15 protein-coding genes are annotated in these 15,625 nt (G+C 70.1%); 6 read left to right on the top strand and 9 right to left on the bottom strand.

Annotation, left to right across the window (positions count from 1 at the left end; translation table 11 throughout):
* Nucleotides 1-132 precede the first annotated feature (132 nt).
* Both ASC93_RS13725 and ASC93_RS13720 read right to left on the bottom strand, forming a co-directional pair.
* Nucleotides 133-1,149: a LacI family DNA-binding transcriptional regulator gene (locus tag ASC93_RS13725; RefSeq protein WP_082548028.1), complete on the bottom strand. Its 1,017-nt coding sequence runs from the start codon at nucleotides 1,147-1,149 to the stop codon at nucleotides 133-135.
* Between the two features lie 87 nt (nucleotides 1,150-1,236).
* On the bottom strand, nucleotides 1,237-1,689 hold the full coding sequence (locus tag ASC93_RS13720) for a carboxymuconolactone decarboxylase family protein (RefSeq protein ID WP_056442733.1): 453 nt from the start codon (nucleotides 1,687-1,689) through the stop codon (nucleotides 1,237-1,239).
* Between the two features lie 108 nt (nucleotides 1,690-1,797).
* On the opposite strand from ASC93_RS13720, the gene ASC93_RS13715 reads away from it, so the two are divergent.
* From ASC93_RS13715 to ASC93_RS13690, 6 genes are all read left to right on the top strand, one after another.
* Nucleotides 1,798-3,228, top strand: coding sequence for a PLP-dependent aminotransferase family protein (locus ASC93_RS13715; RefSeq protein ID WP_056442730.1), 1,431 nt, complete (start codon nucleotides 1,798-1,800; stop codon nucleotides 3,226-3,228).
* Nucleotides 3,229-3,289: 61 nt separating this feature from the next.
* Nucleotides 3,290-3,961 carry an ABC transporter ATP-binding protein gene (locus ASC93_RS13710; protein ID WP_056442728.1) on the top strand — a complete coding sequence of 224 codons (672 nt, stop codon included), beginning with the start codon at nucleotides 3,290-3,292 and terminating at the stop codon, nucleotides 3,959-3,961.
* The gene (locus tag ASC93_RS13705; protein WP_056442724.1) at nucleotides 3,958-5,940 is read left to right on the top strand and encodes an HlyD family secretion protein; all 1,983 of its coding nucleotides are present in this window, start codon (nucleotides 3,958-3,960) and stop codon (nucleotides 5,938-5,940) included. Before ASC93_RS13710 ends, ASC93_RS13705 begins: the two co-directional genes overlap by 4 nt.
* An 8-nt stretch (nucleotides 5,941-5,948) precedes the next feature.
* A complete protein-coding gene (locus ASC93_RS13700) occupies nucleotides 5,949-7,181 on the top strand; it encodes an efflux RND transporter periplasmic adaptor subunit (protein ID WP_056442721.1) in 1,233 nt (410 codons plus the stop codon).
* Nucleotides 7,178-8,413, top strand: coding sequence for an ABC transporter permease (locus ASC93_RS13695; RefSeq protein WP_056442718.1), 1,236 nt, complete (start codon nucleotides 7,178-7,180; stop codon nucleotides 8,411-8,413). Before ASC93_RS13700 ends, ASC93_RS13695 begins: the two co-directional genes overlap by 4 nt.
* A gap of 129 nt (nucleotides 8,414-8,542) precedes the next feature.
* On the top strand, nucleotides 8,543-9,064 hold the full coding sequence (locus tag ASC93_RS13690) for a hypothetical protein (RefSeq protein WP_157201911.1): 522 nt from the start codon (nucleotides 8,543-8,545) through the stop codon (nucleotides 9,062-9,064).
* Nucleotides 9,065-9,068: 4 nt separating this feature from the next.
* Here ASC93_RS13690 and ASC93_RS13685 read toward each other — a convergent pair whose 3' ends face one another.
* The 7 genes from ASC93_RS13685 to fucP all read right to left on the bottom strand — a co-directional run bounded on the left by ASC93_RS13685 (nucleotide 9,069) and on the right by fucP (nucleotide 15,559).
* Nucleotides 9,069-9,398, bottom strand: coding sequence for an L-rhamnose mutarotase (locus ASC93_RS13685; RefSeq protein WP_056442712.1), 330 nt, complete (start codon nucleotides 9,396-9,398; stop codon nucleotides 9,069-9,071).
* A gap of 11 nt (nucleotides 9,399-9,409) precedes the next feature.
* Nucleotides 9,410-10,237 carry an amidohydrolase gene (locus ASC93_RS13680; protein WP_056442710.1) on the bottom strand — a complete coding sequence of 276 codons (828 nt, stop codon included), beginning with the start codon at nucleotides 10,235-10,237 and terminating at the stop codon, nucleotides 9,410-9,412.
* Between the two features lie 28 nt (nucleotides 10,238-10,265).
* Complete coding sequence (locus ASC93_RS13675; protein ID WP_056442917.1) at nucleotides 10,266-11,180, bottom strand: GntR family transcriptional regulator; 915 nt, start codon at nucleotides 11,178-11,180, stop codon at nucleotides 10,266-10,268.
* 76 nt (nucleotides 11,181-11,256) lie between these two features.
* Nucleotides 11,257-12,267 carry a zinc-binding alcohol dehydrogenase family protein gene (locus ASC93_RS13670; protein ID WP_056442914.1) on the bottom strand — a complete coding sequence of 337 codons (1,011 nt, stop codon included), beginning with the start codon at nucleotides 12,265-12,267 and terminating at the stop codon, nucleotides 11,257-11,259.
* Nucleotides 12,268-12,359: 92 nt separating this feature from the next.
* Nucleotides 12,360-13,490 carry an FMN-dependent L-lactate dehydrogenase LldD gene (gene lldD / locus ASC93_RS13665; RefSeq protein ID WP_056442706.1) on the bottom strand — a complete coding sequence of 377 codons (1,131 nt, stop codon included), beginning with the start codon at nucleotides 13,488-13,490 and terminating at the stop codon, nucleotides 12,360-12,362.
* Between the two features lie 10 nt (nucleotides 13,491-13,500).
* Nucleotides 13,501-14,265 (bottom strand): SDR family NAD(P)-dependent oxidoreductase, encoded by a 765-nt coding sequence (locus tag ASC93_RS13660; RefSeq protein ID WP_056442703.1) that lies wholly within the window; start codon nucleotides 14,263-14,265, stop codon nucleotides 13,501-13,503.
* Nucleotides 14,258-15,559: an L-fucose:H+ symporter permease gene (fucP, locus tag ASC93_RS13655; RefSeq protein ID WP_056442700.1), complete on the bottom strand. Its 1,302-nt coding sequence runs from the start codon at nucleotides 15,557-15,559 to the stop codon at nucleotides 14,258-14,260. The genes ASC93_RS13660 and fucP overlap by 8 nt, the downstream gene beginning before the upstream one ends.
* Nucleotides 15,560-15,625 lie beyond the last annotated feature (66 nt).

Genomic DNA, 15,625 nt, shown 5'->3' with positions numbered 1-15,625 from the left:
AACGTTACCACTCGTCTTGGCAAATGACAATAGATTTTCGATCAAGCCGATGGTCGAAGTGGGGGCGTGCCCGGAGAGAAAGTCAGGCGGCGCGGGATGGTAACGATGCCATGCCGCTGCCGCGGCAGATCGTCAGCCCCCGGGCGCCGGCCCGGTGGAGTCGCGCACGACGAGGCGGGCCGGCAATTCGATGCGGAAGCCGTCGGCCCGCTCGCTGCGCATGGCATTGACCAGCTCCGCCACGGCCCGCACCGCGATCTCGTTCAGGGGTTGGCGCACGGTCGTGAGCTTCGGGTGGACGAAGGCCGCGCGGATCACGTCGTCGAAGCCGACGACGGACAGGTCGTCCGGCACCTTCTTGCCGGCCGTGGAAATCGCATCCAGCGCGCCGAACGCCATCGCGTCGTTGGCGGCGAAGATCGCGGTCGGCGGCTGCGGCAGCGCGAGCAGCGCCTGCGTCTCCACGAAGCCGCTGGCATCGTTGAAATCGCCCTGGCGCAGGTAGGCCGGCTCGATCGCGATGCCGGCCGCGCGCAGCGCATCCTCGTAGCCGCGCTGGCGCTCCTCGCTCTGGCCCGTGAACGAGGTGCCGGCGATGAAGGCGATGCGGCGGTGGCCCAGGCCGAGCAGGTGGTCGACGGCGGCGCGGGCCGCGAGGCGGTTCGAGCCGAGGACGACCGGCAGGTCGATCTGGCGGCCCGCGAAGCTCACCAGCACGCACGGGGCGTGGGCCCGTTCCAGCTTGACCAGCAGGCCGTCGTTCGCATCGGGCAGCAGCAGGAGCAGGCCGTCGCACAACTTGCGCAGCATCTCCGCCGTGCCGGCGCGGCGCGCATCGTCGAAATGGTCGGCGTTGAACACGATGAGGTCGAAGCCGAGCCGGCGCGCCTCGTCGTTGATGGCGCTGAGCAGCTCGTGCATGACGAGCGAGCGGAAGCCGTTGACGAACACGCCGATCAGGCCCGAGTTCCCGCCCCGCATCTTCTGCGCGATCATGTCCGGCGTGTAGTCCAGCTTCGCCGCCGCCGCGAGCACGCGCTCGCGCGTCTCTTTCGCGACCCGCCCGACGCCGCGCAGCGCGCGCGAGGCGGTGATCAGCGACACGCCCGCTGCTTCCGCCACTTCCGTCAACGTACTTGTTTTCTGCATCCCGATTCCGATTCCCCGCCCTGCGGGCGCACGGCTCCAACGTTACCTGATTGATTTCGAACAGGCAAGGCCGGGAATCGGCGCGGCTCAGCGGGCGGCCGCGGCCGGGACCGCGCGGAAGCTGATCGCCATGCGGTTGTACGCGTTCATCAGGCCGATCGCGATGGTGAGGTCGGCCAGTTGCTGCTCGCCGAACACGGCCGCCGCGGCCGCATAGTCGGCGTCCGGCACGCCCGTCTCGGCCACGCGGGTCACGGTCTCGGCCCAGGCCAGCGCCGCGCGCTCGGCGGCGTCGAACAGGGCGCCCGCTTCGCGCCATGCGGGCACCAGCACGAGCTTGTCGACGGTGACGCCTTCCTTCAGCAGGTCGCGCGAATGCATGTCGATGCAGTAGGCGCAGCCGTTGATCTGCGATACCCGCAGGTAGACGAGGTCGACGAGGACCTTGGGCAGGCCGCTGTGCAGAATGTGTCCGTACACGCCACCGAGTGCCTTCATGCCGGCCGGGGTGGCCGCGTTGTAATCCATGCGCTGCGTCATTCCATTCTCCTGTTTGACACTGAACGGCTCATGCCGCAGACGCATCATGCGCCTTCGAGTGGCCAAAAAACAGGGCCAAGTTTAGTGATTTTTAATGTACCATCGACCATGACCTCGCTGCCCATCGGCCTCGACCGCGCCAAGAAAATCCCCCTCGCCACGCAGATCTACGCGGCCATCCGCGCCGCCATCGAATCGGGCCAGATTCCGTTCGATGCGAAGCTGCCGTCGTGGCGCGACCTGGCCGCGCAACTGGGCGTGTCGCGCGGCACCGTGCGCCTGGCGTACGAACGCCTGGTCGACGAGCAACTCGCGGCGAGCTTCGGCGCCGCCGGCACCCGCGTCACCGAGCGCCCGGCCGCCGCGCCCGCGGCCGACCGTGCCCCGTCGGCCCTGCCGATGCCGGACCTGTTCCACGCGTTCGGCGCCGCGCCGCTGGCATTCCAGATGGGCGTGCCCGCCCAGGACGCGTTCCCTTATAAATTGTGGTCGCGCATGCTGACACGCGCGGCCCGGCACGCGGCGGCGGCGCCCGTCGGCTATCCCGATCCGCGCGGCGACCCGGACCTGCGGCGCGAAGTCGCGGCCTACCTGGGCATCGCGCGCGGCATCCGCTGCGGCCCGGAGCAGGTGTTGATCACGTCGGGCTTCGCGGGCGCGCTGGGGCTCGTGCTGCGCGCGCTCGGGCTCCACGGCCGGCGCGCCTGGTTCGAGGACCCGGGCTTTCCGCTGACCCGCACCGCCCTCTCCCTGGGCGGGATGGCGGTGACGCCCGTCCCCGTCGACGCGGAAGGACTGGACGTCGGGGCCGGCGTCCGATTGGCGCCGGACGCGGTGCTGGCCGTCGTGACGCCGGGCCAGCAGGCGCCGCTCGGCACGACGATGACGCTCGCGCGGCGCCGCGCCCTGCTGGTCTGGGCCCGGGCCAACAGCGCGTGGATCGTCGAGGACGACTACCTGAGCGAACTCCAACTGGAAGGACGGGCCGCCCCGGCGCTGGCATCGCTCGACCACGGCGGCCGGGTGCTGCACATCGGCACGTTCAGCAAGACGATCAGCCCGGCGCTGCGCCTGGGCTTCCTCGTCGTGCCGGCCGCACTGGCCCGGCTGTTCGGCGACGTCGCCGCGTGCCTGGCGCCGGCGCCGGCCGCGCCCATCCAGCGCGCCGTCGCCGACTTCCTGCAGGAAGGCCACTACCTGCGCCACCTGCGCCGCATGAAACGCCTGTACGCGGCCCGGCGCGCCGCGCTGCTCCACTGCCTGCGCGCGGAAGCGGGCGGCGCGATCGCGGTGCAGGCGACGGCCGGCATGGCCGTCGTCACGCGGCTGCCCGCCGGCGTGTCCGACGTCGCGGTCGCGGCCCGCGCGCTCCGGGCCGGCATGGCGCCGGTGCCGCTGTCGCCGTGGCACGCCCATGCGCCCGGACCGCAGGGGCTGCTGCTCGGGGTGACGAACGTCGATGAACGCGGTCTCGCGGCGGATTGCCGCCGGCTGGCCGACCTCGTGCGGCAATGTGAGATTGTTGCAATAAAAAAATAATATACCGGCTGGTGTTTTTAACAATTGACAAGTTGTTGTGTCTTCGGAAATACTTTTTGGCATGATAGAACTCAGTGCCATCCGCAAGACCTACCGCCTGGGCGGCAGCGACATCCACGCCCTCGACGGCATCGACCTGCACGTGGCGCAGGGTGAATTCGTCGCGATCATGGGGCCGTCCGGCTCGGGCAAGTCGACGCTGCTCAATGTGCTGGGCGGCCTGGACCGCCCCGACAGCGGCCGCTACCGCCTCGCGCAGGACGAGGTCAGCGCCCTCGACGACGACGCCGCGTCCGCCGTGCGCAACCGCCGCATCGGCTTCGTGTTCCAGTCCTTCCACCTGCTGCCGCGCTTGACCGTGCTGGAAAACGTGCTGCTGCCGCAGCGCTACGCGCGCGTGCCGGATGCGCAGGCGCCGGCCCGCGCGCGGGCCCTGCTCGAACGCATCGGCCTGGGGCAGCGGCTCGACCACCTGCCGGGCCAGTTGTCCGGCGGGCAGCTGCAGCGCGCCGCGATCGCGCGCGCGCTGCTGAACGAGCCCGACCTGCTGCTGGCGGACGAACCGACCGGCAACCTGGATTCGAACAGCGCCGCCGACGTGATGGCCCTGCTGCGCGAACTGCATGCCGGTGGCCAGACGCTGGTGCTCGTCACCCACGATCCGGCCATCGCCGCGAGCGCGCAGCGCACCATCCACCTGCGCGACGGCCGCGTCGCGGGCGGCCAGCCATGACGCGCCGCGGCATCGCCCTGTGGTGCGCGGCCCTGGCGCTGGCGATCGGCACCGCCGTCTCGCATGCCTGGACCGCCGCCAAACCGCCGGCCGCCGCCGCGGCGCCGGGCCTTGCCGCCGCCACCGCGGCGCGCCCCGTGCTGCTGACCGGCGAAGTGGAAGCGGAGGATTCGCAGACCATCTTCGTGCCGCCGTCGAACACGCAGCCCATCGTCCTGCGCAACTTCCTCCCCGAGGGCACGCTGGTGAAAAAAGGCGACGTGGTGCTGCGGACGGAATCGGCCACCGCCGCCAATCTCGACCAGCTCAGGATGGAGCGGGAACGCGCCCGCGCCAAGGCCGACAGCGAGACGGCCACGCTGGAAGTCGCGGCCGTCGAAGCCGACAAGGCGCTGGTCAGCGCCCAGGCCGCGCTGGACAAGGCGAAGGTCGATGCGGCGCTGCCGAAGCGCCAGATCGCGGCGCTCGACTACGACCGCCACCAGGCCGAACTGGACCGCGCCACGCGCGACCTCGCGATCAAGCGCGAAAGCCTCGGGAATGCCCGCGCGGCCGTCGCGCGGCGCCGGGAAGACGGCGCGCTCGAAGTGCGCAAAATGCAGATCAACGAGGCATTCCAGCTCGCCCAGCTCGCCCAGTCCGAAGTGCGGGCCACGCGCGCCGGCATCGTGGTGCACGGCTACAGTCCCTTCCGCGGCGAGCGGTTCGACGAGGGATCGACGGCCTGGCCGGGCAATGCGGCCGGCACGGTGCTGGGCGACGGCCGGATGGTCGTCACGGCCTGGGTGCTGGAAGCGGACCGTCCTTACCTGCGCACCGGCCAGGCCGTCGGCCTGCGCTTCGACGCCCTGCCCGGCGTGGCGCTGGCCGGCACGCTGGCCGCCATCACCAGCGCGCCGGAAGCGCGGCCCCGCTGGGGCCAGGGACGCTACTTCCGCGCCAGGATCGCACTGCCGGACCATCACGGCCTGCCGCTGGCGGCGGGCATGAGCGTGCTCGTCGAGCCGCTGGCGCCGGGGGCCGCGCCGGCGCCCGCGCAGCCGGTCAAGGCTGCCGCCGCCGGACTGACGATCGAAGGCGAGATCGCATCGCGCCGCTCGACGCCGGTGGCGCCGCCCACCATCCCGTTCATCTGGCAGTACAAGCTCGCGTTCCTCGCGCCCGAAGGCACGATGGTGCAGGCCGGGCAGCCCATCGCCGTGTTCGAGGCTGGCGAGGTGACGAACCGGCTGATGGCGCTGCGGGCGGCGCTGCAGGAACGCGAGCGGGCGCTGGACAAGCTGCGGCTGGACCAGGCCGAGGCGGACCGCGCCGGCGCGCTGGCGCAGGCCGAGGCGCAGAGCAATGCCGACAAGGCCGAACGCAAGGCCAGCCAGCCCAAGGATCTGATCCGCCGCGTCGACTACGACAAGCTGGTGATCGAACGTGCCGAAAAGGCCAGGCTGGCGCAGCTGATGCAGACGCAGTTCGAGGCCCAGCGGCGCGCCCGCCAGGCCGAGCGCGCGGGCCTCGCGTCCGACGTGGCGCAGATGCGCGGCCAGATCGCCGACCTGGTCAAGGGCCAGGCGGCGTTGACCGTCGTGGCGCCGCAGCGCGGCATGGTGCTGCACCGGATCGGCATGGACGGCAATAAATTCAGCATCGGCAGCCAGGTCTGGATGGGCCTGTCGGTCGCGACGCTGGCCGATCCGGAGCGGCTGGGTGTCGACGCCAAGGTGCCCGAAGCGCAGGCGGCCGGCGTGCAGGTGGGCCAGGCCGCGCGCGTCACCGTGGGCGGCGCGCGCCAGGCGCTGGCGGCGCGCGTGACCGGCCTCGGACGCGCCTTCCACAGCAAGTCGGCGGCGCAGGCGGCCGTCGTGCGCGACGTCCGGCTCGAATTCGACGCGCCGCCGCAAGACCTCAAACCCGGCGCCGCCGTCCAGGTGGAACTGTTGCCGGACGCCGTACGCCGCGTGGCCGCCGCCGCGCCCCAGCCATGAGAGACCCGATGCCACATCTTCCCAAGAGCGCCGCCGCGCTGGCGGCCGGCCTGGCCCTGGCCGCCCTGGCCGCCCTGCTGTCCGGCTGCGGCGCGTCGTCGACGGCGGCGTCGGGCCCCGCCGAAACCCTCGCCGCGCGGACGTGGAGCGAAACGCTCGACGTCGACGGCGAGATCAAGGCCGCCGCCAACACGCCGCTGGCGGTGCCCGGCAGCGGCTGGACCACGCGCGTGCTGGTGGACATGGTGGCGGACGGCAGCAGCGTCACGAAAGGCCAGGTGGTGGCCCGGTTCGACGCCCCGCAGGCGCGCGCGGAACTGTCGCAGGCCGACGTCGAACTGCTGCGCAAGACGCTGGCCGAGGAAGCCAATCGCCAGAATGCGGCCGTCGAACGGGGCGTCCTCGCCGGCGACCGCGCCAAGGTCGAGGACGACCTCGGCCTCTCCCGGCGCTATGCCGGCGTCGACCTCTCCGTCTTCGCCCGCAACACGATCCTGGATGCGCTGGCCGACGTCGGCTTCCTCACGAAGAAGCGCACCTATCTGGAATGGAAAGGCGGCCAGGCCCAGGCCCGCAGCGCCGCGCAGGACGCCGTGCTGCACTCGCAGCGCGACAGCGTCGTGCAGAACGCCGAACAGCAGCGCAAGAGCCTGGAATCGCTGGAACTCGTGGCGCCGCACGACGGCGTGTTCCTGCTGGCCGCACGCTGGGACGGCGCCAAGCCGCAGGTCGGCGCCAGCCAGATGGCGGGCGAGCCGTTCGGCGCCCTGCCCGACCTCGACCAGCTCGTGGCCCACTTCAGCGTGGCCGAGGGCCAGGCCTACGGTCTCAAGCCCGGCCTGCCCGTGCGGGTGCGCCTGGCCGGCACCGGCACCGAACTCGATCTGACGGTGACGCGGGTCGGCAGCAGCGCCAGCACGATCTCGCCCGAGTCGCCCGTCAAGTACAGCGATTTCGACGCCGCCATCGGCACCGACCAGGCGCGCAAGCTCGGCCTGAAACCGGGCCAGGCGCTGCACGGCACGGTGCGCCTGGTGGCGAAGGCGGCGGCACTGACGGTGCCGAACATCGCACTGGTGCAGGACGGCGGCGCCTATGCCGTGTACACGATCGACGCCGGCCGGCCGGTGAAGCACGCCGTCGAACTGGGCCTGCGCGGCCCGGTGCGCAGCGAAATCAGGAGCGGCCTCGCGCCCGGCGCGCGCGTCGTGCTGCTGCCTCCGAAGGACAAGACCACATGAATCGCGCACTGATACTGGAAGCCGTCGCCGAACTGCGGCGGCGCAAACTGCGCACCGGCCTCACGCTGCTGGGCATGATCTTCGGCGTGGGCGCCATCGTCGCCATGCTGGCCGTGGGCGAAGGCAGCAGGCGCGAGGCGCTGCGGCTCGTGGCCGAACTGGGACTGAACAACGTGCTGGTCGAGAGCAAGGGCATCGACGCCGAGCACTTGAAGGACGTCCGTACCCGGTCGCTCGGACTGTCGGCCGCGGACGGGGTGGCGGCACTGTCCGTCGTGCCGGGCGCCCGCTCGGTGGCGCTGAAAAAGGAAATCAAGGTCGACCAGCTGATCGTCGGCGCCCGGGTCGTGAGCGGACAGGCCTTTGCCGTGTCGCCGGGCTACGCCGAACACGGCGGCCTGCAGCTGGCGGCGGGACGCTGGCTCACCCCGGCCGACGGCGCCACGCTGGCGCCCGTGTGCGTGCTGGGCGCGCGCCTCGCGCACACGCTGTTCGGCGCCGCGCCGGCCATCGGCCAGCGGGTCAAGGTCAACCACGTGTGGCTGCAGGTGGTGGGCGTGCTGGCCGACCGCACGCCCGGCAAATCCGAATTCGAAGGCGTCAAGCTGGGGCTGGACGACGAACGCCTGTTCGTGCCCTGGCAAACGGGGCGCGCCCGGTTCAGTTTCCGCCGCATCGACGACGAGGTGGACGGCCTCAGCGTCCGCCTGGACGGCAAGGCGGCGCCGGACGACGCGGCGCGCGTGCTGCAGGCGCTGATCACCCAGCGCCACGGCGGCGTCGACGACACGAACCTCATCGTGCCGCTGGGCCTGTACCGCCAGAACCAGCAGACGCAGCGCATCTTCACCATCGTCATGAGTTCGATCGCGGCCGTGTCGCTGCTGGTGGGCGGCATCGGCATCATGAACATCATGCTGGCCAACGTGCTGGAACGGCGCCGGGAAGTCGGCCTGAAACGGGCGCTGGGCGCGCGCCGCCGCGACGTGGTGGAGCAGTTCCTCGCCGAAGCGCTGGTGATCGCCGTCAGCGGCGCGGCGCTGGGCCTGGTGCTGGGCGCCGTGGCGGCCTACAGCATCGCGGCGCTGGCCGGGTGGTCCGTCGCGTGGTCGCCCGTGAGCCTGCTGCTGGCCGTGCTGGCGTGCGTGGCGGTGGGGCTCGGGTTCGGCGTGTATCCGGCGCGCCAGGCGGCGGCGCTGGACCCGATCGCGGCACTGCGCAGCGACGGCTGACCACGGGGCGCCGGCCAGGGCGTCCGGCTCGGCTGTCTTGCCGGGCTGTCCAGTGTCTCCTCATGCATGTGAACCGAATCCGGTTCTAGAGGTCATATGCATCATCGAGCCAACTCATGAGGAATGACGATGCGCGGCCTGCCCTTCGACGACGTATTCGCCGCATTGTCGGCGTTGCCCCTGTCGGCCTCCGACGTTACCCGGCTGCGCGAGTGGATCGCGAGCCGCACGCATTCGGCGGAATGTATCGCCTTGATCGAACAGGCCGCCAGAGGCCGGCCCTGTCCGCATTGCGGTTGCGCCCGCGTACACCGCTGCGGCCAGGCAAGCGGCCTGCAGCGTTTTCGTTGCGCCGCCTGCGGGCGCACCTATAACGCGCTGACCGGCACGCCGCTCGCGCGCCTGCGCAAAAAGGAGTGCTGGCTGCCATTCCTGCAATCCGTCCTCGAATCGCGGACGGTGCGCGATGCCGCCCGCGTGACCGGCGTGCACCGGACGACCAGCTTCAGATGGCGCCACCGGTTCGTGCCCGGCGCGATGCGCGACGGTCCGGCGATGTTGGCGGCCATCGTCGAGCCGGACGAGCCGGCTGCGCTCGTCGACCCGAACGACGCGACGACAGCCGCGAAAAAGCCGGCCGCTTCGATCTGATCCATCAGTCCATGTGAAACACCGGCTCCATCATCGCCCAGTGCTCGCCTTCGGCCCGGCTCGCGAGCGGCACCTGGCAGGGGCCGCAGAACGTCCACCAGCGCTGCGTCTCCGGATCGGCCGCGATGCGCCCCATGTCGGCATTGAAGTCCGCGCCGTGGTATTCCCAATACCCGAACAGCACGTTCTCCGGCTCGCGCAGGAAGATCGTGTAGTTGCGCACGTTCGCCTCGCTCAGCCGCGCCAGCACCTGCGGCCAGACCGCGGCGTGCAGCGCCTTGTATTCCGCGATCTTTTCCGGCGCGATGCCGATCATCATTCCCATTCTCTGCATATCACTCCTCCTCAATCGATACGGTAAAAACGCCGGGCGTTCAGCCCGAACACGGATTGCCGGTCCGGCTCGTCCAGGCTGTCCAGCAGCGCGGCGCAGGCGGCGATCCAGCCCGCGTAATCGGCCGCCAGGTTCAGCACGGGCCAGTCGCTGCCCCAGATCAGTCGCTGCGGGCCGAAGCTCGCGAGCAGATGCGCCACGTACGGCCGCAGGCGGTCGACGTCCCAGCCGGGCCCCGCCTCCGTGACGAGCCCGGACAGCTTGCAGCACACGTGCGGCATGGCGGCCAGGCGCGCGATGTCGGCGTGCCAGGGCGCCATCACTCCATGTTCGATCAGCGGCTTGGCGCCGTGGTCGATCACGATCGGCAAATCGGGATGGCGTTCGGCGAACGTGCGCAAGGCGGGCAGGTGGCGCGGCAGGACCAGGGCGTCGAAGCTGAGGCGATGGCGCAGCATGGCCGCCACGGCCGGCGCCAGCGCCGCGTCGGCGATCCAGTCGTCGTCGTCCAGGTCCTGCAGCATGGGCCGCAAGCCCTTGAGCATCGGATCGGCCGCGAGCGCGTCGATCCGCGCCGCCGCGTCGGGCGCCTTCATGTCGACCCAGCCGACCACGCCGCCGATGAACGGATGGCGCCGCGCCAGGTCGAGCATGAAGCGCGTGTCGTCCTCGTTGGGCATGGATTGCACGAGGACCGTCCGCGCGACGCCGTGCCGGTCGAGCAGGTGCGCCAGGTCGCCCGGCAGGAAGTCGCGGTAGATGGCGGACAGCGCGGGCGGCGGCCACGCGCCGTTGCGGTCGGCCAGCCGCCAGAAGTGTTGATGGGCGTCGACGAGCATCAGATGCCCTCCCGCGCCGGCCCGTGCGTCAGCCCGGGTGCGCCTTCATTTCGCGGACGCGGATCGCCTGCAGCAGGGTGCTGCGCGCCGAATTCAGGTGGATGCGCATCGCCTCGCGCGCGGCCATGACGTCGCGCCGCGCCAGCGCCCGCAGGATGTCCAGGTGTTCGTGCACGGCATACTCGTTGCGCACCATTTCCTGCGACTTGTCCCATTGATAGTGGTAGTGGAACACCAGCGACACGAGGTCGAAGAAGCCCTGCGCGAAGCGATTGTCCAACTGCCCCATCAGGAAGGCGTGGAAGTCGCGGTCGAGCGCCGGGAAGTCCTTGTGATGCGTGGGCATGACGGAACCCAGCTGCTCGTGCCGCGCGATCAGCTGCCCCAGCTCGCGGAACGCCGGGTCGTCCGGCGGCAGCGCGATGAAGCGGTCGATGGCGGCGAACTCGAACATCTGGCGCACGTCGGCCAGCTCCATGGCGAACGAGCGGTCGAACGCGCACAGGCGCCAGCCGCCGCGCGGCTTCTTCTCGATCAGGCCCGAATGGGAAAAGCCGATCAGGAATTCGCGCACGCTGATCGTGCTCGTACCGGCCGCGCGCGCCAGTTCCGTTTCCGAGAACTCCGCCCCGGGCGGCAGGTCGCTGCGATAGATCCGCTCCATCAGCACGTCGCGGATGCGGTCGGCGCCCGTCCGCAGTTCGTCCAGGTCGAAGTAATCCGTGCGCTGCGGCTTGCGCAGCAGGCGGCGTTCCTTCAGGTCGCTGATCAGGCCGCACTCGCGGAAATGCGCCAGCGCGCTGCGGATCGCCGTGCGGCTGCCCTCGCCCAGTTCGGCCATGTGCTGCTCGGTCGGCAGCGCGTCGCCGACCGCCACGTGGTCGGCAATATACTGCAGCAGCAGGTTCGCACTGCGCTTGAAGATGGTGGGAGGTCGGGCCATGAAGTCCGGAATCCAGTCCATATGGACAATCCGTCATTCTACCGGATCTGCGCGTCATTGCGGGAGGCGGCGTCATTCACACCTCGACGATGGCCTTGATCACGCCGCTGGCCGGATCCATCCACCGCGGCAGCGCGTCGATGAATTCGTCCAGCGTGGCGCGGTGGGTGTTCATCGCCCGCGTCGGCACGAGGCCCGCCTTCATCGCCGCGAGCACGGCGCGGAAGTCGTCCACGGTCGCGTTGCGGCTGCCGAGCAGCGTCGTTTCGCGCTTGTGGAACTCCGGGTCGGCGAACGAGAGCCGTTCCGGCACGATCGATACGAGGACATACGTGCCGCCGTGGGCGACGAAGTCCAGGCCCCGCTCCATCGCCTTGATGTTGCCGGTGGCGTCGAACACGGCGTCGAAGAAGTCGCCGCCGGTGATGGCGGCAAGCTGCTCGCGGTCGCCCTCGCCCGCCGTCACGGCATGCGCGACGTGCAGTACGTCCTTGCAGAAGCCGAGGCGGTCGGCGCGCGCGTCGAGCACCGTGACCTCGGCGCCCGCGAGGGCGGAGAACAGCGCGACCGCCACGCCGATCGGTCCCGCACCGACCACCAGCACGCGCTGCCCGGCCGCCACGGCGCCGCGGCGCACCGCGTGCATGCCGATGGCGAGGAATTCCAGCATGGCGGCATCGTCCAGCGAGATGCCTTCCGTCTTGAGGACGAAAGCGGCGGGCACCGCGAGGTATTCGGCCATGCCGCCGTCGCGGTGCACGCCGAGTACCTGGATCCGCGTGCAGCAATTCGTCTTGCCCTTGCGGCACGCGACGCAATCGCCGCACGACAGGTAGGGCATCACGAACACGCCGTCGCCAGGCAGGAGGCCGGAGCCGGCGGGCGCCGTCACCACTTCGCCGGACAATTCATGGCCCATCACGCGCGGGTATGCCAGATACGGCTGGGTGCCGCGGAAGATGTGCATGTCCGTCCCGCACACGCCGATGCGCCGCACGCGCAGCAGCACCTCGCCGGCAGCGGCCGTCGGGACGGGCCCGAGCCGCAGGCGCAGTTCGCCGGGCCCCTCGCACACGATGCTTTTCATCTGGTTCATCGTTTCGCCTTTTTCTATGTATTCTATAAATTTAAGACAATCATGGGCGCAATGCGACGCCGCCGCATGCCCCCCGGAACCGCTCAGGCCAGGCAGGACGCGTCGATATCGCGCACGGATTGCACGCCGGTGAGCACCATGCTGGTCCGGATGTCCTTTTCCAGGATGGCGAGCAGGTTGCGCACGCCGGCCGCGCCGCTCGTCGCGAGCGCGTACACGAAGGCGCGCCCGATCAGGACACCGTCGGCGCCCAGCGCCAGCAGGCGCACGACGTCGAGGCCGGTGCGCACGCCGGAGTCGGCGAAGATGGTCAGGTCGCCCTTGACCGCCTGCGCGATGGCCGGCAGGGCCTTCGCGGTGGACAGCGCGCCGTCCAGCTGGCGGCCGCCGTGGTTGGACACGATGATGCCGTCCGCGCCGAACGATTTCGCATCGCGCGCATCGTCGGCGTCGAGGATGCCCTTGATGACCATCGGCCCCTGCCACTCGTCGCGGATCCACTGCAGGTCGCTCCAGCTGATGCCCGGATCGAAGTTGGCGGCCAGCCAGCCGATGTAGTCCGCGAGCCCGGTCGGATTGCCGCGGTAGGTCGAGATGTTGCCCAGGTCGTGGGGCTTGCCGAGCAGGCCGACGTCCAGCGCCCAGCGCGGATGCGCCATCGCCTGCAGCACGCGCCGCAGCGGGCCGTGGCGGCCGCTCATGCCGGCGTGGGCGTCGCGGTAGCGCGCGCCGGGCACCGGCATGTCGACGGTGAACACCAGCGTGTTGATGCTCAGCTCGCGCGCGCGGCGCAGGTAGTCGCGCATGAAGCCGCGGTCCTTGAGGACGTACAGCTGGCACCAGATCGGTTGCGCCGACTGCGTCGCCACTTCCTGCAGCGGGCACACGGACACGGTCGACTGGATGAACGGGATATGGCGTTCCGCCGCCACGCGGGCCGCCTGCACTTCGCCGCGGCGCGCATACATGCCGGCGAGGCCGATCGGCGCCAGCGCCAGCGGCAGGTCGTGCTTCACGCCGAACCACTCGGTCGACAGGTCCAGCGTTTCCGATCCCTTGAGCACGCGCTGGCGCAGGGCGACGCGCTGCAGGTCGTCGACGTTCGCGCGCAGCGTCGTCTCGGTGCCCGAGCCGCCGTCGAGATAATGGAACAGGAACGGCGGCAGCTTGCGGCGCGCGGCTTCGCGGTAGTCGGTGGCGGAAGAAATGATCATCGTGCGGGGCTCAAGAGTTCAGGGTGATGAAGCCGCCGTCGATCGGATAGTCGGTGCCGGTGATGAAGGCCGCTTCGTCGCTGCACAAGTATAACGCCAGCGCGGCCACCTCCGCCGGTTTGGCCATGCGGCCGATGGGCTGGGTCTTCGACAGCTGTTCGAACATCTCCGCTTCGCGTCCCGGGTAAGTCCGCGCCAGGAAGCCGTCCACGAACGGCGTATGCACCCGGCCCGGCGAGATGGAATTGCAGCGTATCCCGTCCTGCAGGTAGTCCTTGGCGACGGACAGCGTCATCGCCATCACGGCGCCCTTGCCCGTGGAGTACGCAAAGCGCTCCTTGATGCCCACCCAGGCCGCGACGGACGCCATGTTGACGATGACGCCGCCGCCGTTCGCGCGCAACTGCGGGATCGCGGCGTGCAGGCAGTTGTAGACGCCCTTCACGTTGACGTTCATGACGCGGTCGAAATCCTCTTCGCTCGTATTGTCCGCCTTGCCGATGTGGGCGATCCCGGCATTGTTGACGAGGATGTCGATCGGGCCGATGGCCGCCATCAGCGCCTCCACGTCGGCCTGGCGCGCCACGTCGCAGGCGTGCGAGGTGACGCGGCCGGCCTCCTCGCGGATCTCGCGCACGACCTGCAGGCAGGCGGCGTCGCTCAGGTCGACCACGTGCACATGCGCGCCCTGCCGGGCAAACAACTGGGCGATCGCTTTGCCGATGCCGCTGCCGCCGCCCGTGATCACGGCCGTCTTGTCGTTCAGTCTAAACACGTTTCGTAACTCCTATTGAAGATGGCGCCGCCGCGTGGGCGTCACGGCTGTCCTGCACCAGCGCGGCGCGCGCGAACCAGGCGATGACGACGAAGCACAGCAGCGGCACAGCGTAGCCGAACTGCACGTTGTGCGTCACGTCGCTGACGAAGCCGAACACCAGCGGCAGCAAGGCGCCGCCGACGATCGACATGATGATCAGGCCACTCCCCATGTCGGCATGGTGGCCGGCGCCGTTCAGGCCCAGCGAGAAAATGGTGGGGAACATGATCGACATGAAGAAGGCGATGCCGATCACGGCCGCGATGCTGGCCAGGCCGTGCGCCAGCATCGCCACCGCCGCCAGGACGGTGCAGGCCAGTGCATACCGCCACAGCAGCCGCGCCGGCGCCACGACGCGCATCAGGGCCGTGCCGACGAAGCGCCCGACCATGAACGCCATGCCGCAGCCCCACCCGAGGTAATCGGCCGCGGTGACGGGCGACACGCCCGCCGAGCGCGTGGCGTACAGGATGAAGAAGCTGAACACGCAGACCTGCGCGCCCACGTAGAAGAATTGCGCGATGGCGCCGCGGCGGATGGACGGCACCCGCAGCGCCGCGCCGACCGAACTCTTGGCCGGCGCATTGCCCGACCTGCCGCCGATCTCCGGCAGCTTGAGGAAGTAGAACACGACGGCGAGCACGAGGATGACGAGCCCCAGCACCATGTACGGCCCCTTCACGCTGGCCGCTTCCGCCGCCAGCGCGGCCTGGCGCGCCGCCTCGGGCATCGCGGCCAGTTGCTGGTCGTTCGCCCCATGCACGAGGATCAGGCGCGCACCGATGATCGGCGCCAGCGTGGCCGCCAGCCCGTTGAACGACTGGGCCAGGTTGATGCGCTGGGCCGCCCGTTCCGGCTTGCCCAGCAGGGTCACGTACGGATTGGCCGCCGTCTCCAGTATCGTCAGGCCGCACGCGATGGTGAACAGCGCGGCCAGGAACACCACGTACTGCTGCGTGTTCGCGGCCGGGATGAACATCAGCGAGCCGGTGGCGAACAGCAGCAGGCCGCAGATGATGGCGGCCTTGTAGCCGGCGCGCCGGATCAGCAGCCCGGCCGGCAGCGCCATCACGAAGTACGCGATGAACACGGCCGAATCCACGAGGGCGGACTGCAGCACCGACAGGCTGAACGAACGCCGCAGGTGCGGGATCAGGATCGGGTCGAGATTATGGACGAACCCCCACATGAAAAACAATGTGGTGATCATCACGAGGGAAAACCGGTACTGCCGCGTCGAGGGGTCCGTCATGTCTGCTAAGTCTCCGTTCCGGTGCCTGGCCTGTATTTCGCGCCAACCATCCACATACGTCACACG

The sequence above is a fragment of the Massilia sp. Root335 genome (assembly GCF_001425685.1).
Lineage (GTDB): Bacteria > Pseudomonadota > Gammaproteobacteria > Burkholderiales > Burkholderiaceae_D > Telluria > Telluria luteola.
The sequence above is the reverse complement of the archived record's forward strand: the minus strand, read 5'-3'. Positions and strand labels throughout refer to the sequence as shown.